Here is a 23,063-nt window from a genome sequence, read left to right as displayed (position 1 = left end):
AACATTGGAGCATAGCGTCAGGCGGTCACAGTCAGTCCAAAATCGGGGCGCGCGCATATTTGTTTCAATGCTTCGACGTCGTCTTCAAACGCGAGCGAATCCCATGGTATATCCGCCTTAGAAAACCAGGCGAGTTCACTGACCTCCGCAGCATCCCGGGTCAATTCGGACCTCACAGTGCCAGCGTATGCTATGTTGATCACGGGAGACGCGGGATAAGAGAATACTCCCAGTAAGCCGAATAGTTCGGGGGAAACACCGATTTCCTCGGTCACCTCGCGCACCGCAGCTCTCTCGACAGTCTCTCCGAGTTCGACATGACCTTTCGGATAATTCCACTTGCCGCATGCCGGCTCTTCTGCGCGACGTGCGAGTAGTATCTTACCATCACGAATTACAATTACACCAGCAACCAGCACTGGGTTGTCACGATTTATTTTTTCGCATTGAAGGCAAAGGCGACGAATTTGATGTTCTTTTTCGATATACGTCTCCGCCACACGGCCGCCGCAGAAGCTGCAAAAGTCTTTTCGCGTTTTCATGGTTTAGGGGATGAGGTTAACAGATCGAAAAGGCAAAATAGGGCGAGCTTGTTGGCACGACGCATGTCGCGGCGACGAAATATTGGACTGTTGGCCTGGCGTAATAGCCGGCCTGCACGGTCGCGCATCTGGGCCTGAATCCGTGGTCGACTGTCAGGAGATGTCATCTTAATCGATATACGAAGTCCAGACTTGGGAAGTTTATCAACAGAGGTGGATGATCCTTCTAGTCGAGCGGTCAATCTCTCATGATTTCGTGAGCAGGAACCGAGCAATGAGCCTAAAGATGTAGCCAGATGGGCATCCCATCTCAAATAAACTGACTTTTTCTGCGCAGCGAGAAGGCGGCATAGGATCGATTCGAGGGTTTCATCGGTTGTTGCCCAGACATGGGGCCACAACTTGGTTGCCCGCACCCGAGCCAAGATATTGCGTCGTACTTCACGGTAGCTTTGGAGGGATGTCACGGCGAGACGAATGCGGATATCGACAGCCGCTATATCTGGCAGCGAACTCACTTGTCCGTAGTCGGACAGCGCGGGCCAAAGCTCGGGTACCAGCGTGTTCCATATAAGCTCCTCCGACACAAATCGCGTCCGAATCACGACTGATCGGAACATCCCAGTCTCCTGAACTGAGATCAGCTCCTTTAGGTGCTCCTGTATCGCCACACGAAACTCGACAGGCACGCCGGGTAAAACCAGCAGTGATGTGGCCCGCCAGCGCAGTTTATAGATAAGGGATGTACCAACTGAATTTCCAAACGGTGTGGCGCCCTTCGGAATAACGGCTGCTTCGGTCACATAGGCGTGAGTTCGCCCGAGCCGCATGTAGTTATCGCGTGCCAGTTTCTCAGTGCGGCGCGTGCTGACCAACGGACAGTGTGTCATATGGGCAAGTGCCCGATGCGTTACGTCATCTGCCGTGTGTCCGGTGCCACCACATATCACTATGATCCGCAATTCCGCGGCCAGCCGCCGTACTTCACGGGCAATAGTAACTTCATTATCGCCCACAATTACGACTCGGGACAGTCGGAACCCCAGGTTCTGGCAAATACGTCCAAGATATGCGCCGTTCAGCTCATGGATATGTCCGTCAAGAATCTCGGAACCAACCACTACCAACCCAATTTCTCGATTAGCCTTCATGAAAATCAGGCCAAAGTGCGATGCAACCACTCGGCGGTGAAGGGACGGCGGCGTGAAAAGAGGGATCGGGGTTCGTCTACTGCGTTCAACGCGATAAGAATGTCTCCGCTTGTCACACGTATTTGGGACCATTCTGTCAGGCTAACCGGCACTCCGAGGCTGCAACAGGCCCTGCGTAACGTTTCCCAAGGTGTGGCATCTCCAGTCGAATCCCGGTAGACGGCAGCGTTGAGCAATGAGCCCAGCAGCACTAGCCACCCATGCGCCGGCATCCACCTGAATCCAGGCAACCTACGGAGTGCATAATAGAAATAGTGCTCGCTGCCGCGGTAGTAGCGATGCTGTGGGTTCGCGAGAATCTCCAATGAAGCGTGGTGCGACAGCTCCGCGAATTTTCTAACGACGGCTTCTTCGCAATATTCGATTCTGCCGGCGAGGGCCCAATCTAGCGCTTCGCTAGCAACCGGCACACGACGCAAAAGCGCTTCGAAATTAGGGCGTGGAAGCTCGCATTCCGCCTCATCAAGAGCCGCACTAATTTCCGCCAGCGTATCTCCCACGCCCGAAATGCTCCAATAGCGATTCAATTCCTGTGGCATGTTTGCTATCTCTCTTGTCGGCACGATCGTCTGTATTGGCTGCTGACGCAATAAACGGAGCTCAGTTCCGTCCTCCTTCTGAAGGATCGCCCGGTGAACCGAGATGCATTTAGTTGAGATTATTGTCGGGACCAGAATCAGTGGCATGCGCCAGCCTACGTACCTTGCAACATCAAGCGCCGTGCATCCACCGCAACCAATCACGAGATCGTGCTTCGCCTGCACGCGCTCAAGTAATGCGTCGGCGGCGCTTAGTCGATTGTCTTGGACACGGTAAATAGTCGTCCGTTGTGTTTTAACTTGGGATGCGACGTGCTCATCGCAGACTAGCACCGGCTGCTGAGCCTGTTGCGCGACACGAAAAAGAATGTCGCTCAGGGGTGCGGTGTCGAAAACTAACTCCGGTGATACGGAATCCCATTTGGGATCAGTCGCAGAAGGGGTAAGCGTGAGTAGAGGCCTGGGTGTCACTGGCAGTCGAGGCTTGTCTCCATCTTACTTAACCAATTCCCACCTGCCGGCGATCGGTTGGCATCCAGCACCCCGACAAGATGGACAGACTGGGTCATTAAAACTTGTTCCAAGTGTTCCATGACCTTGGCATCGTGCACATGATACCAAGGGCAACCGATCGACTTCTATCAATACTTTGCCTTTGCCAGTGCAGGTCGGACATTCTGGGTCATTGTAGCTTTTCCCAAGGGTGCCATACCCAGAACATCTGGCGCACTTTACGATGACTGCAGTAGCACTTACCTGCTCAAGAATAACAATAATGCTGCTCATGTAATTATCGACAAGATTATAGTCGGGAGGCGGGTTCGCGAGCAAGATTAGAAGTAAGCGAGGGAGCATCTGGTGCTTCAATCAGACGCATCGCGACTAGAAATTCGCAACGTTGCCAATCACTGATGTGCCTCTTAATCGGCCTGTCGTCGCTCATTTCACGAGGTTGCAAACAATTGTTTATCGTCGCTGGCAGGCGAACTTTCTTAGCTCATTGATCTCGTGTTCCACTTGCTTCAGACGGTGGAGCGGTGTCGGTTCCATTCCGCCGAAGTCGCATTTCCTGCGCTGAAAGATGCCGCTGCTGATGCAGTGCGGGCTGAAAACGTCGGGCAGGGGCTTCGCAAAGCTGAATGGCGGTAAATCTATTGCGCAATACAACCAATTCCTGTCGGTTCTAAGCGCAACGCCTGCAAATACGGGTCGAAATGCCAGGCCCCATAGATGCATTATCTGCACAATCAGAGCAGCAGTCAGCGCCACACCTACTACAAGGCCGGGAGGACATTCCTCCGCAGTGCCAGCATCCGCTATACTTTAGCGTTTTGCCGCAGATGTCACATGTCCATTTGTAGTGAGTTGAGACTCCGGGTGTAACCGCGGGTAGGTCTACTCCATGAATAGTGCAAGTTGTTGATCCCGGGCCAAGGTTCTCTGAACTCATTGGTGAATGTGTGTATGTGGGTTTGACGGGGCAGGTCTAAGCACGGCGGGAATTATTGTGTAGCCTTAGTGGAATCGAATGCAGTTTTGTCCTGAAGCGTATGTAGGTCTAGATCCCAAACAGCTTCTTAATCGGTTCAGGAAGCTCGAAGATTCTAAGTAGAACAGGAAGCAAGGGGCCAAGCGCCGCTCCAAAGAGTTGGAGAGCCGTGTTGAAGTCAAAGGGCACGACACGCATGTTGCGCACGTTCTCGTAATGCTGCCCTAGATCGCATAAGCCGGCGATATCGGCACTGGCTTCAAGAGGGTTTGGCTTTTCACGGCCGGTAATCCATTTGCTGCGAAACGCCTCAGTGTATTCCAGGCCGAGTGCTCCGTATTCAACAAACCCGCGGGTCTTTGCTTCGACCAACTGCCGGGAGAAGAAAAAGAGGGGAAGCAGAAACGCGGTTGGACCCAGCGTAAGGAATCCCGTGATGGAGAACCAGACCGCAAAGCTATGTGCGGCCAACCCGGCTACGCCGACCAGGTATCCCACTGTCGTAGCGACAACCATGCCAATTCCGAAGACAATCATGCCAAAACTGCCTTGGGTCCGATTTAGAAAACTCAGCCCGCCAGAGAGGTCGGGATGGGCTGCGGAAAGGCGCAGATTTGTATGAGATGCGCTCCACAGCAGATAGCTCCATATGGCCCACTTCCCGAGCCATCTCCCATACCAGTAGTTGAGGATGGGCACGCTAACCAGACCCAACCACCAGCCTGCCAAGCTCAATCCCTCGGATGGGCCATCAACTACCGAATGCCACGTGGATACTCCGTCGGATTTCATCTGCCATAGCCAGATCCAGGCTCCAGCAAGACCTAAAGCGTAGGCCAGCATGTCCAGCCAGATTGAGTCCCGGACCCGCATCGCTTTGGCAGCGGCATCGAGCAACACCTGCCTGGATTCCGGGCTGACCAGTCCACCGTCACGCAATTGCAGCCAGGCCTCGCCAATTCGCTGCTCCACGAACTCCTCGGCGAAAAGGAAGAAGGGTATCGCTACCAGCATCTGCATATGAACCGAGAAGTCGGCGAGAAACGACTGCTTGAGGTCCTGTGTCCACCACAGGCCCTGCACCGCAGACAGCAAGACCAGTGGAGCCCACAAGACAATCGGCAACACCAGCGCACATCGCCACAGTCTGACGTGACCATCGCTCGCGAGTCCAAATCGAGTCATCACCCGTCTCAACCGGTCATTCTCAAAGAGGGCGAATTGAGCATCCATGAGTAACTGTGGGATAGGGTTGTCAGTGCGTGTCAGAATGGCGAGCAAGATTTGATTCAGCTGAGTGCTTGTAGGGTCTCTGCAACCTGTCGCATGATGGCTGCAATCTCAGTTCGATCCTGGTTCGTGATATGCATGACGCCACAATCCAGATCCAGCGCCGTCTGCATATCCTTCAAGGCCAGGTCGAGATGGTATCGGGCCTTCATAATCAGCTTTTCACCAGCCGAAGGCTCGTGCAGAGACATCAGCGGGCCGTTTGCCATGGGAATTGATTCTCTGCGTGGAATGGTGACCTCACCCGCATCTACACCATCGCCGGTTTCCAGATCTTGGTCCGAGTTGGATGATCCGCTGGGCCCTGTATAATTCCAGCCCAGTCTTGCGCACATGTCGGCCAGAACCTCTTCCTTGGATTCAAAAGACTTTTTGTAGATCTCAGCATTGAGATCCCACGCGAAGAACGCAGCCTCTCTAAGTTCGGAGAGCAAATAGATAGTTTTCTTGCGGCGCATGCGTTCCGCGTGGGTATGCTCACGGATGGATTGCGCGCTTACTTGCAGGTCAAATAGGGCGGCTTCAGCAAAGAAAAGCTGGGAACCAGCAAGTCCGAGGAACTGCTCCACTTCGTTGCGAGCCTTGCGGCTAACAGGCTTGCCTTCGTTCATACCACAAAGCAGCAAACAATTGTTTGCCGCTCCACGCAGAAGCTAAATCTCGGGTGCGAGATTCCAAGTAGAGGGTAGGTCCGCGCCACAAGCACAAACAAACCACGACTCTTTGACTAGGTTGATGGCCGAACATTTGGGGCAACGTCTGAACATATAGGCCTCGGTGAATCCGTCAGGGTAGGGGATGCCGATGGCGCTAAGTGCCTCATTCGCCGCAGCCCATGAATCAGGTTCGGGGCAGAATCCGGTCGACCGATTGTTGATTTCGCACACAGACCAAGCACCTTTCCGTTTCTCAAAAGATATTTCACCTGCCGCTATGACCTCTTCACCGTTGGCACAGCAATAGTGTTCAGATCGCAGGTCCGCCACATATAGATTTTGCTAACAGTCAATGATGTACGTAGCAGTCAGTTGCCCCGCCCGTTTGTCTCGGGGAAGGGGTATAGCATCAATATCGGTTGGTGCGGTTATGCGCCAACGTCGAACGGAAGCAGTTAGCTGCGCCTTGATATGAACAGGCCCAACAAAGCAATATATGCGATAGCTCGGCATACTATCTTAGGCTCTTAGGGGTAAGTCGGAATCTCTGCTTCGACTGATTTCATCTGGAAGGGTACGTAACGAACTGCTCTGCATTACATGTATTTCTTATAGAAATCCATCGCCTGGTCTTGGGGCATTTTCATCACCTCGACCAGAAACGTGATAGCATTACCGACTTTTCCACAGGAGAAGCATTTGTAGAAGCCCGCTCCGATACTAAAGTCCTCAGCGTCACAAAAGGGGCATTCGGAAATGATCCTCTGCCCGTGTTCAATGTTCTCAACTACCCGCAGTTTGTCGGCAATCACCTCACGATAAAATGGACGTGTAATCTCTCCTGAGGACTGCGCCCTAAGCGGAAGCAGTTGAGAGAGGGCCCGATCTACCTTCTGGAGGTGGTTCGCGCCAAAGGTAGAGTGCTCCAGAGCAGTAGCTAGCGCCTCAGGGATGTCCCTTAGGAAATCACGGGTTGTAGACGCAGCTGCTAGGGCGATAGACGCCACCGTATCCACATCGCCAGTTAGGTTCACTGTCTCGCGTAAGACTCCTGCCAGGGTAGACTCGCGAGAGAGGACGTAAACGGCAGCATGAACAGCCTCAAGTCCGCTCGGCCCGACCTTGCCTCGCCAAGGCTTATGCCAAGCATAGCGATAGGGTACCTGATTGCTCAGGTAGCGACCGAGCTTTTCCGCAGGTCCCAGGCCATATGCGAAGTAGTGTGCCGTCAGAGCCGCGGCTTGGGCTGAGGCAACGCCTTCCGGGGTGTCATGCGTCAACCGGGCCTGGAACTCGGCCTTTGCAAGAACCTCTGCTTCGCTTTTGAGCAAGCCCAGCGGTGGTGCCCGCATGGCTGCACCTGATTTTGTGCTGCGCGGGTCGATGCGAGCGAGGAACTCAGAGCCATCTTTTACCTCCCGAAGGAACCAGTAGAAACGCTGGGAATAGCCCTTGCGAGGATCCCGCTTGAAGACGTCGACAAACTTTTGGGCGATCACTTCCTTGGTCCAAGGGCTTTTCTCGATCAGTAGCTCAGCTATGGCTAGCGCCATCTGAGTATCGTCGGTGTAGGTGCCAGGTAGCTGGCGGTGCTTGGGATGTGAAATGTACCTCTCAAGATTATTGTGCTGGGCAACAAAGTCCTTCGATGCGTATTCAAACCCGGCGCCGTATGCGTCGCCTATGGCCAATTGGAAGAGCATGGGTAGGGTAGTCGATGATTTATGTCTACTGCATCACTCTGTGTCGTCCCAGTCGACGAGCACGAGCCAATCAGCATCGGGTTGATGACTCAAAACACCCAGAAGCCTTCCATGATGCGCAACAAGGCGGACAGGCTTTAATGTCTGCAGGGGTACGCCAAGATGCTTTGCGATTTCATCTGCACCAGAGCCTTCGCGATCAAGAAAGGCCGTGAACATCTTCCGCATCATCTCATTCTTTGGGCGATAGTCGCGGTCCAGCAGAAAGATACCGTCTTTGCCCGATCGCCGCCGGCTTTGAATAGGATCGAAGCCATGGGCTGCATTCTTGAACGCTTGAAGGAAGGCACGAGACTTCCATACCCTGATGCGCTCGCATTTCTCTTTCAGCCTCAAAGTCAGGGCCACATGGATGCTGCGGTCATCTCGTTCGAAAACGTGGGCGACAACAAATGAGCCCGAATGGAGCCGAGCTTCGACTGCCTCAATAATAGACTGGGCCTGTTCAAGAGTCATTGTGTTCAGGAAACTTAGAAATGAAACGCGCTGCAGCTTAGGTAAGTTTAGTCAAAAGCCATAGAGGCATCGGACAGAGTTATCGGCTGTGACTCGCTACCGTCGGCAGCCAGCTCGGAGAAACTGGCAACCCCTTTTTCGATACGACGAAAGCGGAATAGTTTCACCTTGGACGTATCCTTTAGTTCATGGCATTTAATGGTGACCGATTGGGGTTCTTCGCGAGAATCGGCAGTACCAGAACGGATTAATACTTCGTCGATGACGTGCATGGTGAATGCCTCAGAATCAGGAGCTGGACTCCGCATAACATCTACTCCTCTGGCAAAGACGAATACGGATTCTATCGCCCCGGGTGGCTTGGAGTCCGAAACGTGTAGCCACCAAGTGCGCACTGCAGCACTTAAGGGCATTTCGTAAGGCTTTGGCTGGGCGGCCACACGCAAGAGCTCTGCTCGCTGCCACACAGGGTACATCGAGGCGGCGCCGAAAATAAACCCCACCACAACCGGAACGACAAGATCAAGGATACCGCTGGACCATAAGCGGCGGAAGAAGAAGGCAATTAAGTTCATCGTTACGAATGCCGGAACAATTGTTTGAGGCTGTCTTTACACACATGAGCTACGACACCGATAAAGATCTGCCCAACCGCACGCCCAATACTGACCGAATCGGTGTTCTGCGCGAGAATGGGATACCGAAGATAGAGCACCGTGATGATCCGCCTGATCAGATGCGGCAGGATTCGGAATACGAGAGCTATGAAGACCAGCCGGAATCGAGTTACGCACTCGGCCAGCGAGATGATTTTAGCCTGGCCACCACCAATGCCATCGCTCCGACAAACATAGGCTTTTTCGAAATGCCAGTGCGGAACTTTCTTAATGGAAAGAATTACCACATGCATCTGGTAAACGCAGAAATCCGACACAAAGCTCTGGTCAAAGAGTTTGGCTCTCAGATCATCCGATCCGTCACGGCTGAGTGTAACTATGCCAAGGGGGAGTCGATCGAATCACTAATTCTAAGGCTGGATGAGTCATCCATATTGTGGGTGGGCGACAAATGGCTCCGATTTTACACCAAGTCTATTGAGCAATCGAAGATCTGGCGGCGGAAGTTGAGGCGCTTTTGGAAGAAGACGGCACCGGTAAAGCCGCGATTCTCTTTAATTGCGATTGGTGGTCCGCATGGGGTCGCCGAGGAGCAGGTGGAGGTTACTCTCAAGGCCAGAATGACATCACGGAAACTCGCTCTACATTATGGGGCAGAATTTATGGCATCATTCCATCGCGAAGGTATGCAATTTCTGAAGCAAGAGAGCTTGAGTGGGGTGCTAGTCTTGAGGGGTGAACCAGGAGGGGGTAAAACGTCCCTGATCAGGCATTGGATGGTAGAGCTGCATCGGACGCATGTATTCTACGTTGTTCCTCCAGACCAATTCACCCATGTGACGGCGCACCACTTGATCGAGTTTCAGCGCAATGCTGGCCGGATGCATTCTGGCAAAATTCTGGTCCTGGTCATCGAGGATGGCGAAGCTCTTGTCTTGCCGAGGGCGGCTGACAACTATTGCCAGGTTTCGAATCTGCTGAATCTGGTTAGTGGCTTCCTCGCCGACTACTTGACCCCCAAGATCATCATAACGCTCAATACAGACTTGGATAGGATCGATCCGGCACTCCTACGGCCTGGTCGTCTCCGTGGGCAGTGGGAGTTTACGAGGCTTGATCCAGATCGATCGGCGCTGCTTGCGGCTTCACTTCGCAAAGTACTGCCTGAGAAGCGGGCTTATACCCTTGCGGAGATCTATAACGCGCCTGCTGCTGGAAATGTCCGTACCTCGCGAAGGGCGATTGGCTTTCAGAATAGGGCTTAGCATCCCTTTCAAATTTAACTCCGCTGTTGCTGCATAAGCTTCAAGAGGCAAATAATCCGATCCTTCAGCGGCTAGTCAGATCCAAGGTATAATATGAAAATGATGTGCCCCAACTGCGGCAGTGTAACCCCACCGCCTCACAATCGTTGCTGGATGACCTATTGCAAGTGGGATGAGACCAGAGGTGGAGCGAACAACGCATTCTCAAATTCTATCAGGCCGAGGGCACGGGAAAGTCACCATCGTTTTGCTGTGAGGTCCCTGTTCTCATGCAACGAATGTGGCCACGAGCCTGAAGGCCATTATTTCAATTGCAGTAAGTGGACTTTCGGCGACTAGCGGTTTCAGGGGATTAGAATCTTAACAGGCTAACCTTCTCTGTTTCCTCGTTGGAGTTTGAGAAATTACCATAATCTAGGATGGCTCTCTCTCACGATGGTACCGAGTAGTGTTCGGCGAAACAGATTTTAAAGTACTCTTGCCGTTGCTCGCGGTAAAAGGCATCTAGCAAGTGGTCTCGCTTTATTTTCAGGCCCTCAGTCAGGCATCTGAGTCAGGTAGTCCCAATAATGTCAGGGTCTTGGTGTCGGGCCTGCCGGCGTAGTATTTCGCCAACACCTGATTGAAGATCCCGTTGGTTCCTTCCGTTCTCGAATATAGAGTCATGCAGGATTGGAGCTTTTGATCGTCTGGGCTCCCCATGATATCCTTGGCAGACAAGCCGCTGTGCTGGAGCAGAGCGGTTGAGCATATATTCAAGCGATGTCCCAAGACGGGGTGAAGGAGGTATGCTCGGGCCTCTTCCAATGACTTGATGGCATAGAGAACGGAATTCTCGCTCGATCCCAGGCCCGCATACTGAGGAAAGATATACCAGATCCAGTGCGTACGTTTTCGCCCTGCCTTAAGCTCCGCGAGGACCTGTGCATAGGTGTCCGCTTGAGCCAGCAAGAAACGTGTTAGGTCAAAGGGGTCTTCTTCTGGGTTAATATACATGAAGCGCGGACAATTGTTTGGGGTTAGACATGCATACCATCATGAAATTTATCCTTCCTTTGATTCTTTGCATTTCAACAGCACTAGCGGAAATCAAGGTTTCCAGTACCGGCTACGTTACCACAAATGCCGATACGGCATTGATCTATTTTATGCTCCAAGAAAAGAACCGGAGCATATCCGAGGCGAGCGCGATCCTGGACAGCAGAATCAAGGAAATGGAGTCACAGCTAAAGGCAGTGCTCGCAACCTGCGCTACGCAACTGGTGAAAGAGGAGATCGAAGTAGCTGATCGGTACTCGGTGCGGATTGGCTGTGAGCAGGACTATGCTCTTACGAGAAGTATGGTGCTCTACTGCACTGGCGATCTCAGTCATGTGAAGCGACTGTTGGGGATTCTTTTCCAAAGTGGTGGTGCTGTCGTTCCTACTCCTTATCAGGAAACGGTCGTCTATGGGTTGCGCGACAGTGCAACTGCTATCATGAGTGCATACGAGCAGGCGTTGAAAGAGAGTAGGGCAAGGGCCACGGAAATCGCAGTAAGGAGTGGGCTTCAACTGGGCCGACTTAAAGCAGTTGAACATACGGTGCTATCGACCGATACCAGAGGACTCTATTGGGGAAACGGTGCGAGGCTCCCCTTTTTCGAATCGAATCGGGAGGATAAGGTTGTGGCTACTGGCACCTGGTTGTTTACTTTCGAGACCGATTAGGAGGCAGAAGGCGACACGAACATACGTGAGCCTTCCGGTATAGCTTCCGAACCAAAGCCCTTAGGTAGGAAATCCTCCAGATCTCTAGTCGACCAGCAACTGACGGTTCTTCAAAAAATACGCAGAGAGGATGGTAGACGACGGGGCTACAATTGGTGTTCCGCCGATCACATGATTGAACAATTGTCTTGGGCAATAATCCCAACAACATTACCAAAGTACATGATCACAATTTGGATAAAGGAAGCTGAGCAGGGTGATGCTAATGCTCAATTTAGGCTCGGGGCTTCATATCTTTCCGGTCATGGTGTCGCCCAGAATTTCGATACTGCGTTGGGCTGGCTACGCAAAGCGGCCGAACAAGGCCATGTTCGTGCCCAATTAGCTATAGGCGACATACTCCTTCGATCACCTAAAACCTCAGATAGAGAGGCAGAGGGCGTCGCTTGGATACGGACGGCTGCTACAGGGCTCGCTGCACAAGCCGAGGGGGGAGATGGATCGGCGGTAACCGAGCTCATTAAGATATACTCCGGCATTTATGTTCAGACGAGAGACCCTTTTGAAGCTCTTGTGTGGCTCAAAGTGGCCAGCTCTTTGGGGGATACAGGCTCCAACCCGTTTATTTCAGAAATCGAAGGCAGTATGAGCGCCGCAACGGTTGCCTTGGCTACAACAACCGCCAACGAACGCTTCGCAAGAATACCCAAGGGTCACTAACGAAGGTCCCGAGTGTGGCTTAGTCATCGGCCGCGTCCTATTGAAAGACTATCCTTTCTATATGTGATGCAGACCATCAGGCGCAGAGCCTAAAGTATTTATGAAATGAGCATGGCCGAAGAGTTCCTCGATAGAGCACGTGGGTCCCTCGTCGGACTCGCGGTAGGGGATGCTTTGGGTTCAACCTTCGAGTTTACTTCACGACCAGAAGTGCCTGACGATCTAGTTATGATGGGGGGAGGTCCATTTGCGCTGGAACCGGGTCAATGGACAGACGATACTTCATTAGCCCTGTGCCTCGCCGAAAGCCTGATTTTATCAGGAGGCTTCAATCCCCTGGATCAGATGAAGCGATATGCGCGCTGGCTAAAGTTTGGTCACAACAGCTGCCGCGCCTCTGGAAGTGGGAAGCGCGTATTTGACGTGGGCATCGCGACACGAGAGGCAATACTGCTATTCGTGGAAGGCGACTGTAGGGAACCGTACTGCGGTTCCTTGGATTCCAATAAGGCTGGGAATGGATCGATAATGCGTTTGGCGCCCGTGCCAGCTTACTTCGCGCATGATTTGAAGCAGGCAATTATGTATTCCGCGGAGTCGTCAAAAACTACTCATGGTGCACCGGAAGCCGTAAGCGCTTGCGCCTATCTAGGCGCATTGATCTGGGGTGCTCTGCATGGGTATACAAAGGAACAACTTGTCGGCACCGCTATTTTCGAGCCTACGCCAGGCCTATGGCGGGAGTACTTACTGGAGCCGAGGATTCGAGAGTTGGCATCAGGAGAGGTGCTCGGCCTATCTGAAGGCAAAATCCGTGGGACTGGATATTGTGTGGATACACTCAAAGCAGCCCTATGGGCATTTGTTCACACAAATGATTTCCAAAGCGGCTGTATCGCAGCAATCCGTTTTGGAGAAGATACAGACACTGTTGCTGCTGTTTACGGTCAGCTTGCCGGGGCATACTATGGCGAGTCGGCCATACCTCCAGTATGGAAGAGTGCGATTGCCCGTAGAGAATTAGTTTATCGTTTAGCCGATCGCATCGCAGCGGATGCTGCATCGAAGTTAGCTCATGGGGCTGGCTGAATGAATACCTCTTTCTCGAAAGCTTCTCTTTCCGGATACGGGCCTAGTTTCTCGTTAAGAAACGGTACGATATTCGGTCCTGTGGTGTAGTCGGCATAATGAATACCAAGCAGATACTTCTGATCCTCGGTTATCAGGCTCGGGCAACCCTCCCAAAAGAATGCTCTCAGAAGCCCGTCAGTAACTTTGGCAGTGATCTGGGAACGTCGATCAATGGATTTACGACCGTTCCGGTCTGCGATGCCGGCAGCAACTATAGGAACTAGGCGGTTTATCTCGAGCAGGAGCATCTCCTTGATGTGTCCTTGCATCATACTTCCAGAAACAATCTCGTCGATATAGAGCATTGCATCATAGCCGCCGAGAAATGGTTTGAGCCTCTGTAGCTCTAGAACGTTTGCGTAACGGCCTGAAATGGGACGCTTTTTGGTTCCCTGTACCTCGAAGCTGATCGGATAGGATATGAAGCTCGAGGTTACGGGATAGTAGACGTCACACTTGGCATGCTTAAGAAACTGTGAGACGACCCGCCAGATAGGTAGTGCCCCTCGCAAGGGCGCGTACACCAGGCAACGCATTCCACCAAGCTCCTGATCGATTGAGACGGCAAGGCGCTGACAGGCATTACGAAACTCTTGGTTGCGCACCGGATCGTTCACATAATCGATCTCATGGGGATGTCTCCGGCCTGCGTGGCGGTATTGGATAGGGAATAGGGGAGGGCTGGGCCACAGTATCGATGAAATGATATCCGGATGCGTCACAGTAGCTCTCCATTCGGTTTCACTGGAGACGTTTACGCGTTGGTCCCAAGCGAGGTTTAGGTTTACAGCCTGTCGATGTCTTACCCAAAGATCCATGGTCGTGGTGTGTGAAAGCCGCTTGGGTGGGTGATTTTGTGAAAGAGGCAGTTCCGCTTCCCCGATGCCTAAATCCTAAACAATTGTTTACGTCTAATCCCTATACTGTCTGAATTCGAAACCAGCAAGAGGCTCAAAGCAGTAAGGCTATGATCGATGACCAAACAATCATACAGAGCCACGTGTATCTCATTAACGAGATTCTCGATCAGGTAATTCCCAAACTGCCTCCGGATATTAAGCGGCAGGAGTTGTTCGATCATTCTGTATGTGCCTTAATAGCCTGTGTACGCAAGCGAGGCGCACTAGAGGACAGTGCTTTCAAGACCTATGCCCAGACTCGCATTCGGGGTGCGATTTTCGATGAGGTGCGCCGGCATGCTAGTCAGCAAACAGCACGCCCAAAGAAGGGAAAGGGAAACGGTCTTGAAGCTGAAAATGAAAAGCTTCCAACGGGTTGGTTTGCCCCAGGTGAATCCTTCGACGCAGACGCAGAGCTAAAACGAATGCTGGAATCCAATGATTGGCCCAAGTTGTTGGCCGATCATTTGCCCCGGATGCCAGAAAACACTAGGAAAATGATGCAGATGCTCCACGAGCAGGGTCTTAAAATTGATAAAATTGCTTCTGCGTTTGGCCTGACTGAATCGAAGGTAGAGGCGTTCTTGAGTGCCGCCCATCTGGACATCTACGCCGATTTCATGCGTCTTCCTAAAACCTCGAAGTAGTGCTGCAGCCATCATGGAGCCTAGCCGCATACTTTTTTCCAAGCTGCGTGGCCCGTATCGGCTGCTACCCAATTTTGCACCTACTGCTGTATCAATAGACGAGGTGCTTTGGACAAGTGTTGAACACTACTACCAGGCCCAGAAGTTTAGCCAACTGTTCTACCAGGACCTAATCAAGAAGGCGCCTACTGCTTGGGATGCGGCAAAGCTTGGCCGCCAACATCCTGATAAGTATCGATCCGACTGGGAGAGTATCAAAATTACGGTTATGCATCTGGCGCTTCGAGCGAAAGCTAGGCAACACGCTCAAGTGGCTGAATTACTTTTGGCCTCTGGAGATGCAGTTTTGATCGAAGAGTCCAAACACGATGCCTTTTGGGGAAATGGACCCGATGGTATGGGTCAAAATCACCTCGGCAGACTGTGGATGATCGTCAGGGACGAGATCCGCGGTGCTAGGGAAGAAGTTGAGCTTAGTTGGCCGAATCGGATCCTATTCCCATTATCCGAGGAATTAGTCCCTAGCAATACGCGCATCAGGGACGCAATGATCCGTAGTTTACATGAAGGAAGAGTCACTCCTAAGGAACCGTTTCTATCGGGAACTTACCGGAGGAAAATCACAAAGAATGGCTACTTGAGGATACCCCGGTATTGGTTGCTACAATGGGACAACGACGTTAAAGCTGTGTTCAAGAAGATGGCGATTCGATTGCCTGCTGTTAACCAAGTTATGAAGTGGAGGATTTCGGTGTTTCCAAAGGATGACGATGCCATCGTAGCGCTGGAGACGGCAAAGTATGCTGACAAATGCGATCAGAGTAGGGGCTACTGCGAGTGGTTACCTGGCTGTTACCGGGCGACCATAACCTCTCGTAAGGGCTACATGAAGCTCGATGCTCCCGTGCTGAGAGCGCTGTTGACCCATGGCAATGAGGTAGAGCTCATGGGAAACATGAGTCTGATTCGACTTTACCAACAGGGCGCCAAGGAAAGGCAGATCAGACGGGGTTACCTCGAAATGAAGGACCTGCTCGGCGAGGATAAACCTAGTTTATACCAGTAGGCTGGAGCCTTCGCTGTTTTAGCGGACGGACACGAGGCTTAGCGTTTGTGCCAGTCGGTAAAGTGCTTGTCGCGGATATCAACCAACGTATTCATCACGGCCCTGAGATCAGTAATACGAGAGGGCGTTAGGTTTTGTACGCCGTCGCATTCACTGATGACCACGCTGGAAATATCGGTGATCGCCTTACGAATACACCGATTTGCTTCCTGAAGGTGAGCTTCACAATCGGTTTTCGTTTCCTGCTCGGCTTTATTCTTGGCGTTTTTGCTCATGTCTAACTGCGTCAGACAATTGTTCTCAACTTGGGGTATCATGAGTGAAATCGAACTAGAAAGACTCAATACCACCTATGGTACGCCGGAAATTAAGCAGCTTCGTGAGGATGTGTGCTTCCTACTAACCCATGGTTTGCCCGCGGTTAAGGCAGCCCCGAAGCAGATCAAGTCTCACACATGGTCATTTCGCAGTGATTATGAGCTGCGAATGGCCTCATATCTGTTCGAAAAAATCCTTCAGGCTAAAGCGGCTGATTGGGACGAATTGCAAATTAAGGAGAGAAGCGACTACGAATATGAGCACGGCATCAAGACTCCAATCATCAAGACGGGGGTAGTGGTCGCGATCATCGATGATCGGATCATTCGATTCGAGGTACTTGATGGTATGGGATCAACTTCCATCACTGTTTCGAGTGGCAACCACGACATCTCTGATCTTGTCGAGCTTCTGACCAAAGCCTTGCGCCACAACAATCCGCTCCGTGGTAAGCTAGTCCAGATACTCATGCGTGGTAATTCTTTGGATATTAATATCTGCGCCCGTCCTAAATCTACTTTCAAGGACTTCGTGACCAATACCACACGCCGTGACGAACTCTGGGAAAATACGGTTCTTCAGCTCCAGCTAGGCCAAAACAATGGGATCATCTGTCATGGCGATCCTGGGACCGGGAAATCCCTTGTCTGCGCGGCGGCCGCTAATGAGGCTATAGCGGCGGGCTATTCCGCAGCCTACCTCGTCGGCTGCGTTCCTTTTGATGAGGTCGACAGGGTTATCCGAATGTATTTGGCCCCTGCAATTATCGGTTTGGAGGACATCGACGCATTTGGGGAGGATCGCATTAATGGACGTCCATCCTACTTTGCCGATTTTCTTCAATTTATGAACGGGATCACGGAGCGCGAAGATCCGATTGTTGTAATCGCCACGACCAATCACTTGGAGTTGTTAGATGCTGCTATTAAAAACCGCCCGGTTCGGTTTAACCGAAAGTACGAATTCAATAAACCGACGAACCCTGAAATCTCTGTGATGGTTGACCGTTGGTTTGGCGCCAAGACGATCGATCATCGTCTCCACAAGCTTTGCTATGACCGTGGTCTCACCGGTGCGCACATCCGGGAGATCCATCGCACCGCCATGACCATTGCCGCGAAAGATAAGAAGGAACTGGCAGACGTTTTCGCTACCGCCGTCGAAGTAGTGTCGAAGCACTTCATTACGGAGTGGAAACCGCTCGGCTTTGCCTCAAGCACTGGGAAGGCAGGAGGATAGGCAGTCAAAAATTCATCCACGCTCTTTTACGCTAAGCGCTTTGATTGCAGCCGATTGGCTAAGTCGGGGACCTTGATCGCCCCCATCTCACCTTCGAGTGCAGCCTGTTCGGATTCTGTCAGAACGGGGTTATAGCTCACTACTTGATGGAATGCCTCGAGTATCGTATCAGGAGGGTCCTCTCTGCACCGCGGCGACTGAGCGTTGATAGAAGCGATTTGGCGTACGGTTAGTTATCCCATGGGCAGCAGATTTGGATAGGCGGGCGCTTCGTGTGCTACGAACACTATCAGCTTGACGCTTGGTGTCCTCATAACACTATCGTGCGTGTTTACCGCCATGAGCTTCACCTATAAACACCCCCATCCCGCGGTTACGGTCGACGGCGTCGTGTTCGGATTTGATGAGGCGGACCTGAAGCTTTTGCTCGTTCGCAGAAAAAGTGAGCCCTGCAAAGGGGCGTGGGCCCTGCCGGGAGGATTCGTGGCGCTCCACGAGGGCCTCGAAGAGGCGGCGCGACGCGAGTTGCGGGAAGAGACCGGCATTGGAGAACTTTATCTCGAACAGCTCTACACGTTCGGGGATCCGAAACGCGATCCGCGCGAACGGGTTATAAGCGTTGCATACTATGCTTTGGTCAAACTTGCCGAGCACAGTGTGCGGGCTGATTCTGATGCTGCGGAGGTTGCATGGTTTCCCGTTGCCGAGTTGCCGGAACTTGCGTTTGACCACGAACGGATTGTGGAAATCGGGCTCAAGCGCCTCAAAGCGAAGGTGCGGTATGAGCCGATCGGCTTCGAGTTGCTGCCAGAGAAATTCACTTTGGGCGAATTGCAGCGACTCTACGAAACCGTGCTAGAGCAAGACCTGGATAAACGGAATTTCCGCAAAAAGATCCTCGGCATGGAACTCCTCGAAGCGCTTGACGAGTATCAGCAAGATGTAGCCCACCGGGCCGCCCAATACTATCGCTTCAATCACCAGCGTTACGAGCAGCTCAGAAAACGCGGTTTCAATTTCGAGCTCTAGCTTTCTTCCACCCGCACTCGTCCTCAACACTACTGGCATTCGCTTATCCGCCATCCCACGAATCAGCTAAGGCAGCTCGTCCCCCAATGAAACGCGGTCTCGTCATCGGCAAATTCTGTCCCCTGCACAAGGGTCATCAACTGCTGATCGAGACGGCGCTCGCTGAGACAGAAGAACTTCATATCTGGAGTTGGTCACAGCCGGAATTTCCAGAATTTCACCCTGCGCTGCGCGAGCATTGGCTGCGCAGTCTATATCCAACGGCGAAGACTATTATCTTCACTCCGCAGAATCTACTGAAACTTTGCCCCGAACTCGAACTGCCACTGAACAACGCCGCGGACGACGTGCACCAGCAGTTCGTTGCTCGTCTCTGGGATCGACTAATCAGGCTGCCGCTGCATTCGGTGCATACAAGCGAGCTGTACGGTGAGCCCCTTGTCTCAACGCTCAACAGGATGCTCCGGCAGGAGGAAACGGTTTTCCATCGTCTCGTTAACTTGCCAAGGGATCGGATGCCGGTCTCGGGCCGGCAATTAAGAAGCCGCTGGTCACCCGAGTTGCTGCATCCATTCGTGGCAGTGACGACGGAGCGCAGGGTGGTGTTCCTGGGAGCAGAATCCACCGGCAAGACTATCCTATCGGAATGGGCGGCGCGGGAGCTGGGCGGCGTGGCGATCCCGGAATATGGGCGCGCACTCTGGGAACAAAAGAGAGGCACGCTCGACTTAGCGGATATGCTGGCGATCGCCACGAAGCAGGTCGCCGACGAGGAACAAGCGCCCCATCCTTGGCGTTTTTGCGATACCTCTCCCTTGACTACTCTATTTTACAGCGAAGCTATGTTTGGCCATGCGGATCCGCGGCTAGTGGAGCTTAGCCATCGTCGCTATGACCTGACGTTTCTTTGCCTCGCAGACTTTCCGATGGTCCAGGACGGGACCCGCCAAGATGAGAGCTTTCGGCGAAAGCAGGAAGCGTGGTACCGAAGCACACTGCAGGAGCGAGATATTCACTATATCACACTGGCCGGCGATTTGGCGCACCGGCAGGAGATCATTCGTACCAATTTTCATGAAATACCACCTATTCGCCCTGATCGCGGCGTCCTTCATTCCCGTTTTCGCACAGGAGCGGATTGAACTTCCCCGCTACGATGTCTACGGGCAATCGCTCGGGGCAGTCGCCGGAGAGGTATCGGACTCACATGTGTTTGGGTCGGGCTTAGGACTCTTGGACACTCCACGGTCGGTCACCTTTCTGCCAAATGAATTGTTGGCGGATGGAGGTATCCGTACCTTCGATCGGCTGCTCACTTTGGCTCCGAACGTGCAAATGCCATCCAGTTTTGGCCACGCAGCGACCCCCAATATACGTGGCGATCTCACCGAGATCCTCACGAACGATCAGCGACGAACCGCGAATGCTTTCGGCTTTAAGCCATCCTTTAACGCGATGGAGGACTTAGTCGTCGTACGTGGGCCGGCCCCGGTGGTGGTGGGGCCCGGATTCTATAGCGGTGGGTATTTGAATTTTCTGACGAAAATGCCCTCGTTCTCCGGTCAATTCTCAAGAATTTCGCTGGAATTGGGTGCCTGGTCTCCAACCACTCATTCCTGGTCCATGGGACGCGTGCAATGGGATGAAAACCGGCCGCTCTCTCCGACTTCAGCAATTCGCGTCTCCTTTGAGGCGCAGAAAGATGAGACTTGGTACCACCGAAATGGAGGCAGGGACGATTCCACCGACCTCTATGCGGTCTTCACGAAACTGCTTCCGACCGGCCACTGGAGCCTTGTATTGCAGCATCAATGGCAAGCGGCACCGGAAACTGTCGGCGTAAACCGCGTCACGAAGGATCTCCTGAGCAACCATCGCTACCTGCGTGGCACAGTAACCGATCCCCGCGATTTCACCGAGGTTCCATCAGGTCCATTGGTGGATTGGGAGCGCAGCAACACGATTATGTCTCGCGGGGATCTCAGCAACGCTAACATCTATTTCGCCCAGAGCCTTCTTGCTGTGCACCTGGCTGATGCTGAATTGAAAAACAACACTTTCCTTGAGGTGGTTAATCGCAAGCGCTACAATCAGTGGGAATATTCAGAATACGCACAGCAAACGACTTTAGAAAATCGCACAGAGTGGAGCAAGGAGAGCGACGGGGTAACCACGCTGATGGGTGTCACGGAACGCTATGAATGGCGCCGCGCCTTCACCAACTATTCCAATATTTTCTTCAATGCCTTCGATATCCTCGATGGAACCCATCACTACAATGCCGCCGAAGCATTTCCCGACGCCATCGTTCTAGGTACACCTGGGCCGGACGGGCGTTTGTTTTTCGGGCCGACGGATTTCGTGCCGGAGACTAGCGAATCGACACTCGGCAATGGCGCCGCCTTCGCTCAGCAGAAGCGTCGCTGGGGGAGCTTCCAGTTGCTGTATGGCGCCCGTGGCGATTACTATGCAGTCGAAGCGCACGATCCGCTCGCAGGTCTCGTGCGTGCGCATGGGCAATTTGGCGCTGCCAGCTACAATGCAAGCTTCCTCTGGACCCCGCGGCCATACTGGACCGCATATGCGACCTATAACCGAACGTCCGCGGTCAACGCCAGTGTAAGCGGGGGAGCGATAACGCAGGATCCTTACAACGACTTTCGCATCGCATCTGCCAATTTTCACAGCAAGAGCGATCTTTGGGAGGTGGGCCTGCGCAATTCCGTCAAGAATCGTCAGCTTTCCCTCGTCGGCTTCTGGCAAAATCGCCAGCAAAACAATTTCTACACGAACACCCCCAGTGACATCGCTGTCCGGGGCATGGAGGCAGAGTATGTTGTGTCGGCCAAGCCTTGGTATGCATCTGCAAATCTTACCTATATGGAGGGCAACTACCGAGACTCTTGGCCATTTGAGTATGAAGGTGTCGGCTCCCCAACCGTGGCTGGTCCCGGCAACTACCGGATCCCGGGGTTATCCCGCCTGTATGCCAATGTCACCCTGGGTTATGCCTGGAACACGAATTGGAAGACGCAGGTCATGGTGCGATCGCAGGACCGACAAAATGCTAATCTTGCTGGGACCATGCATATTCCTGCGCAGTATTGCATCGACGCGACGGTTACCTACTCGCGTCCCAACTTCTCGATGCAGCTGGGCGTCATGAATCTTACGGATCAAAAGAACTGGGTTCACAATGGGGACCCCTATGCGGACAATCTCATCGTAGGTGAAGAACTGCCGCTTCGGATTGTCCTGTGCCTGACCCGAACCTTTAAATGAGTATTACCGAGCCGATCGTGTGGGAATTTCTTCCCGCCTGGATTCAAGTTTCCCCCTGTGAACTTGTCGGTGCGGTATTTGGTTTCGCAAGCGTCTACCTGACGATAAAGAACCGCGTCTGGCTTTGGCCGACAGGTATCATAAGTGTGCTTGCCTATGCCTGGCTGTTCCGGGCGATTAAGCTGTACCCGGACATGGTGCTGCAGGTGCTTTTCTTTCTATTGTCGGTCCAAGGGTGGATTCGCTGGAGGCGCGAGCCTGACGCTGATGCAGCTATCCGCATTCTGACCCCCCGTCAGGGACTGCTCCTGCTAGCCGGCATTGGAATTGCCTACAGCCTTACTGGGGCATCCTTCGCTTACCTGACGAGTTCTTCGATGCCGTGGTGGGACAGCGCGATCTTGGTGCTAAGCCTGTTCGCTCAGGCGCTCCTCACGTTTCATTTCCGCGAAAACTGGTATCTTTGGATCACGGTCGATTTAATCGCGCTCTACGTATACGCTGTGAAGGATCTACGCCTGACGCTTATCTTATATGCCTTGTTCTTGGCTATGGCCATCCTTGGGTGCATCTCCTGGCACAAGAAAAGCGCCGGAAGAAGTAGCAGGCGCTAGGCCGAGGACAATCTGCGGTTACATGGATTGAGCAGGAATAGCTAGGACGCGGCTGACTAGTACGCTCGGCTCTGGTTCGAAACCACGGGGTCCAACCAAACGGTCACGCGGGCTATAGTTCGTCCGACGCGGGTCCCCATGCACCCTTGGAGAACGACCGGTGCGGCGGCGGGGCCGGTGTTGCTACGGTGGTGACACGGGTGACGAGTCTGAGCGTGACGCGGAATCACGCAGCCCGTGCTGAATGTCGCTGACACAGCCGAAGACTGCCTTGCTTCCGTCGTCATACCTAAAAACCAAGGAAACCCAGTCAACTAGCACCCTTTCGGGCTTTCCATGCTTTGCCACGTTCCCCGTAAACTTCTCAATGTAGTGCAGCCATGCCGCTACGGTACGTGCCTCGTTAAAACGTCCCGCAAGGTCTTCACGACTGCAAGCCGCCGCATAGGTGGCAGATTCACGATAGCAAATCGGACCATCCTTTGTGAACACGCCGTTAACTGCGTGGAGGTCTTTGAGAGCGGCGGCGACAAGGTAGCCGCAATAGGGCCCAGCAGTACGGGCAAATTCCGCCACGTCTT

The 23,063-nt window shown here is 52.9% G+C and carries 22 protein-coding genes; 11 read left to right on the top strand and 11 right to left on the bottom strand.

Going from position 1 to position 23,063, the window contains the following annotated elements:
* Window positions 1-17: 17 nt before the first annotated feature.
* The 8 genes from Verru16B_RS18035 to Verru16B_RS15900 all read right to left on the bottom strand — a co-directional run bounded on the left by Verru16B_RS18035 (window position 18) and on the right by Verru16B_RS15900 (window position 8,521).
* Window positions 18-542, bottom strand: a complete 525-nt coding sequence (locus Verru16B_RS18035) for an NUDIX domain-containing protein (protein WP_083270416.1) — start codon at window positions 540-542, stop codon at window positions 18-20.
* Entirely contained in the window at window positions 539-1,723 is a 1,185-nt protein-coding gene (locus Verru16B_RS18030) for a molybdopterin-binding protein (protein ID WP_157772482.1), read from the bottom strand. The genes Verru16B_RS18035 and Verru16B_RS18030 overlap by 4 nt, the downstream gene beginning before the upstream one ends.
* Window positions 1,699-2,625 carry an iron-containing alcohol dehydrogenase gene (locus Verru16B_RS18025; protein ID WP_157772481.1) on the bottom strand — a complete coding sequence of 309 codons (927 nt, stop codon included), beginning with the start codon at window positions 2,623-2,625 and terminating at the stop codon, window positions 1,699-1,701. The genes Verru16B_RS18030 and Verru16B_RS18025 overlap by 25 nt, the downstream gene beginning before the upstream one ends.
* Before the next feature lie 1,225 nt (window positions 2,626-3,850).
* Window positions 3,851-5,014 carry a hypothetical protein gene (locus tag Verru16B_RS15920; RefSeq protein WP_157772479.1) on the bottom strand — a complete coding sequence of 388 codons (1,164 nt, stop codon included), beginning with the start codon at window positions 5,012-5,014 and terminating at the stop codon, window positions 3,851-3,853.
* Between the two features lie 56 nt (window positions 5,015-5,070).
* Window positions 5,071-5,682, bottom strand: coding sequence for a hypothetical protein (locus Verru16B_RS15915; RefSeq protein ID WP_069963209.1), 612 nt, complete (start codon window positions 5,680-5,682; stop codon window positions 5,071-5,073).
* A gap of 641 nt (window positions 5,683-6,323) precedes the next feature.
* Window positions 6,324-7,430, bottom strand: a complete 1,107-nt coding sequence (locus tag Verru16B_RS15910) for an ADP-ribosylglycohydrolase family protein (protein ID WP_069963208.1) — start codon at window positions 7,428-7,430, stop codon at window positions 6,324-6,326.
* 33 nt (window positions 7,431-7,463) lie between these two features.
* Entirely contained in the window at window positions 7,464-7,946 is a 483-nt protein-coding gene (locus Verru16B_RS15905; RefSeq protein WP_069963207.1) for a hypothetical protein, read from the bottom strand.
* Window positions 7,947-7,993: 47 nt separating this feature from the next.
* Window positions 7,994-8,521, bottom strand: coding sequence for a hypothetical protein (locus tag Verru16B_RS15900; protein ID WP_069963206.1), 528 nt, complete (start codon window positions 8,519-8,521; stop codon window positions 7,994-7,996).
* Window positions 8,522-8,565: 44 nt separating this feature from the next.
* On the opposite strand from Verru16B_RS15900, the gene Verru16B_RS15895 reads away from it, so the two are divergent.
* On the top strand, window positions 8,566-9,828 hold the full coding sequence (locus Verru16B_RS15895) for an AAA family ATPase (RefSeq protein ID WP_157772478.1): 1,263 nt from the start codon (window positions 8,566-8,568) through the stop codon (window positions 9,826-9,828).
* A gap of 540 nt (window positions 9,829-10,368) precedes the next feature.
* Here Verru16B_RS15895 and Verru16B_RS15890 read toward each other — a convergent pair.
* A complete protein-coding gene (locus Verru16B_RS15890; protein ID WP_069963204.1) occupies window positions 10,369-10,824 on the bottom strand; it encodes a DUF1810 domain-containing protein in 456 nt (151 codons plus the stop codon).
* Between the two features lie 41 nt (window positions 10,825-10,865).
* On the opposite strand from Verru16B_RS15890, the gene Verru16B_RS15885 reads away from it, so the two are divergent.
* The 3 genes from Verru16B_RS15885 to Verru16B_RS18015 all read left to right on the top strand — a co-directional run bounded on the left by Verru16B_RS15885 (window position 10,866) and on the right by Verru16B_RS18015 (window position 13,346).
* On the top strand, window positions 10,866-11,537 hold the full coding sequence (locus tag Verru16B_RS15885; protein WP_157772477.1) for an SIMPL domain-containing protein: 672 nt from the start codon (window positions 10,866-10,868) through the stop codon (window positions 11,535-11,537).
* Between the two features lie 171 nt (window positions 11,538-11,708).
* Window positions 11,709-12,257 carry a tetratricopeptide repeat protein gene (locus Verru16B_RS18020; RefSeq protein ID WP_083270413.1) on the top strand — a complete coding sequence of 183 codons (549 nt, stop codon included), beginning with the start codon at window positions 11,709-11,711 and terminating at the stop codon, window positions 12,255-12,257.
* A 111-nt stretch (window positions 12,258-12,368) separates the two neighbouring features.
* Window positions 12,369-13,346: an ADP-ribosylglycohydrolase family protein gene (locus Verru16B_RS18015; RefSeq protein WP_083270412.1), complete on the top strand. Its 978-nt coding sequence runs from the start codon at window positions 12,369-12,371 to the stop codon at window positions 13,344-13,346.
* Here the strand turns inward: Verru16B_RS18015 and Verru16B_RS15880 are convergent.
* Complete coding sequence (locus tag Verru16B_RS15880) at window positions 13,331-14,005, bottom strand: hypothetical protein (RefSeq protein WP_157772476.1); 675 nt, start codon at window positions 14,003-14,005, stop codon at window positions 13,331-13,333. The genes Verru16B_RS18015 and Verru16B_RS15880 overlap by 16 nt on opposite strands.
* A gap of 350 nt (window positions 14,006-14,355) precedes the next feature.
* Here Verru16B_RS15880 and Verru16B_RS18435 point away from each other — a divergent pair, with 350 nt between their 5' ends.
* On the top strand, window positions 14,356-14,934 hold the full coding sequence (locus tag Verru16B_RS18435; protein WP_157772475.1) for a sigma-70 family RNA polymerase sigma factor: 579 nt from the start codon (window positions 14,356-14,358) through the stop codon (window positions 14,932-14,934).
* Between the two features lie 13 nt (window positions 14,935-14,947).
* Entirely contained in the window at window positions 14,948-16,000 is a 1,053-nt protein-coding gene (gene ybiA, locus Verru16B_RS18010) for a riboflavin biosynthesis intermediates N-glycosidase (RefSeq protein ID WP_083270411.1), read from the top strand.
* Between the two features lie 38 nt (window positions 16,001-16,038).
* Here ybiA and Verru16B_RS18430 read toward each other — a convergent pair whose 3' ends face one another.
* On the bottom strand, window positions 16,039-16,275 hold the full coding sequence (locus Verru16B_RS18430) for a hypothetical protein (RefSeq protein WP_157772474.1): 237 nt from the start codon (window positions 16,273-16,275) through the stop codon (window positions 16,039-16,041).
* Window positions 16,276-16,315: 40 nt separating this feature from the next.
* Here Verru16B_RS18430 and Verru16B_RS15860 point away from each other — a divergent pair, with 40 nt between their 5' ends.
* The 5 genes from Verru16B_RS15860 (at window position 16,316) to pnuC (ending at window position 22,482) form a co-directional block, all read left to right on the top strand.
* The gene (locus Verru16B_RS15860) at window positions 16,316-17,557 is read left to right on the top strand and encodes an AAA family ATPase (protein WP_157772473.1); all 1,242 of its coding nucleotides are present in this window, start codon (window positions 16,316-16,318) and stop codon (window positions 17,555-17,557) included.
* 339 nt (window positions 17,558-17,896) lie between these two features.
* Entirely contained in the window at window positions 17,897-18,586 is a 690-nt protein-coding gene (locus Verru16B_RS15855; protein ID WP_069963197.1) for an NUDIX hydrolase, read from the top strand.
* A gap of 86 nt (window positions 18,587-18,672) precedes the next feature.
* The gene (locus tag Verru16B_RS15850) at window positions 18,673-19,728 is read left to right on the top strand and encodes an AAA family ATPase (RefSeq protein WP_069963196.1); all 1,056 of its coding nucleotides are present in this window, start codon (window positions 18,673-18,675) and stop codon (window positions 19,726-19,728) included.
* Entirely contained in the window at window positions 19,661-21,868 is a 2,208-nt protein-coding gene (locus Verru16B_RS18425; protein WP_157772472.1) for a TonB-dependent receptor domain-containing protein, read from the top strand. Before Verru16B_RS15850 ends, Verru16B_RS18425 begins: the two co-directional genes overlap by 68 nt.
* A complete protein-coding gene (gene pnuC / locus Verru16B_RS15835) occupies window positions 21,865-22,482 on the top strand; it encodes a nicotinamide riboside transporter PnuC (protein WP_069963193.1) in 618 nt (205 codons plus the stop codon). The genes Verru16B_RS18425 and pnuC overlap by 4 nt, the downstream gene beginning before the upstream one ends.
* The last annotated feature ends 581 nt before the right edge of the window (window positions 22,483-23,063 follow it).

Source organism: Lacunisphaera limnophila, from assembly GCF_001746835.1.
Lineage (GTDB): Bacteria > Verrucomicrobiota > Verrucomicrobiia > Opitutales > Opitutaceae > Lacunisphaera > Lacunisphaera limnophila.
This window is presented reverse-complemented; position numbering and strand designations above follow the sequence as displayed.

What these genes read in the sequence shown, in the direction of transcription:
- Verru16B_RS18020 (WP_083270413.1), top strand. Translation starts at nt 11,709, where the DNA reads ATGATTGAACAATTGTCTTGGGCAATAATCCCAACAACATTACCAAAG.
- Verru16B_RS15900 (WP_069963206.1), bottom strand. Translation starts at nt 8,521, where the DNA reads ATGAACTTAATTGCCTTCTTCTTCCGCCGCTTATGGTCCAGCGGTATC.
- Verru16B_RS15855 (WP_069963197.1), top strand. Translation starts at nt 17,897, where the DNA reads ATGAGCTTCACCTATAAACACCCCCATCCCGCGGTTACGGTCGACGGC.
- Verru16B_RS15895 (WP_157772478.1), top strand. Translation starts at nt 8,566, where the DNA reads ATGAGCTACGACACCGATAAAGATCTGCCCAACCGCACGCCCAATACT.
- Verru16B_RS18035 (WP_083270416.1), bottom strand. Translation starts at nt 542, where the DNA reads ATGAAAACGCGAAAAGACTTTTGCAGCTTCTGCGGCGGCCGTGTGGCG.
- ybiA (WP_083270411.1), top strand. Translation starts at nt 14,948, where the DNA reads ATGGAGCCTAGCCGCATACTTTTTTCCAAGCTGCGTGGCCCGTATCGG.
- Verru16B_RS15915 (WP_069963209.1), bottom strand. Translation starts at nt 5,682, where the DNA reads ATGAACGAAGGCAAGCCTGTTAGCCGCAAGGCTCGCAACGAAGTGGAG.
- Verru16B_RS15905 (WP_069963207.1), bottom strand. Translation starts at nt 7,946, where the DNA reads ATGACTCTTGAACAGGCCCAGTCTATTATTGAGGCAGTCGAAGCTCGG.
- Verru16B_RS15850 (WP_069963196.1), top strand. Translation starts at nt 18,673, where the DNA reads ATGAAACGCGGTCTCGTCATCGGCAAATTCTGTCCCCTGCACAAGGGT.
- Verru16B_RS15920 (WP_157772479.1), bottom strand. Translation starts at nt 5,014, where the DNA reads ATGGATGCTCAATTCGCCCTCTTTGAGAATGACCGGTTGAGACGGGTG.
- Verru16B_RS18435 (WP_157772475.1), top strand. Translation starts at nt 14,356, where the DNA reads ATGATCGATGACCAAACAATCATACAGAGCCACGTGTATCTCATTAAC.
- Verru16B_RS18015 (WP_083270412.1), top strand. Translation starts at nt 12,369, where the DNA reads ATGGCCGAAGAGTTCCTCGATAGAGCACGTGGGTCCCTCGTCGGACTC.
- Verru16B_RS15860 (WP_157772473.1), top strand. Translation starts at nt 16,316, where the DNA reads ATGAGTGAAATCGAACTAGAAAGACTCAATACCACCTATGGTACGCCG.
- Verru16B_RS15890 (WP_069963204.1), bottom strand. Translation starts at nt 10,824, where the DNA reads ATGTATATTAACCCAGAAGAAGACCCCTTTGACCTAACACGTTTCTTG.
- Verru16B_RS15910 (WP_069963208.1), bottom strand. Translation starts at nt 7,430, where the DNA reads ATGCTCTTCCAATTGGCCATAGGCGACGCATACGGCGCCGGGTTTGAA.
- Verru16B_RS18425 (WP_157772472.1), top strand. Translation starts at nt 19,661, where the DNA reads ATGAAATACCACCTATTCGCCCTGATCGCGGCGTCCTTCATTCCCGTT.
- Verru16B_RS15885 (WP_157772477.1), top strand. Translation starts at nt 10,866, where the DNA reads ATGAAATTTATCCTTCCTTTGATTCTTTGCATTTCAACAGCACTAGCG.
- pnuC (WP_069963193.1), top strand. Translation starts at nt 21,865, where the DNA reads ATGAGTATTACCGAGCCGATCGTGTGGGAATTTCTTCCCGCCTGGATT.
- Verru16B_RS18430 (WP_157772474.1), bottom strand. Translation starts at nt 16,275, where the DNA reads ATGAGCAAAAACGCCAAGAATAAAGCCGAGCAGGAAACGAAAACCGAT.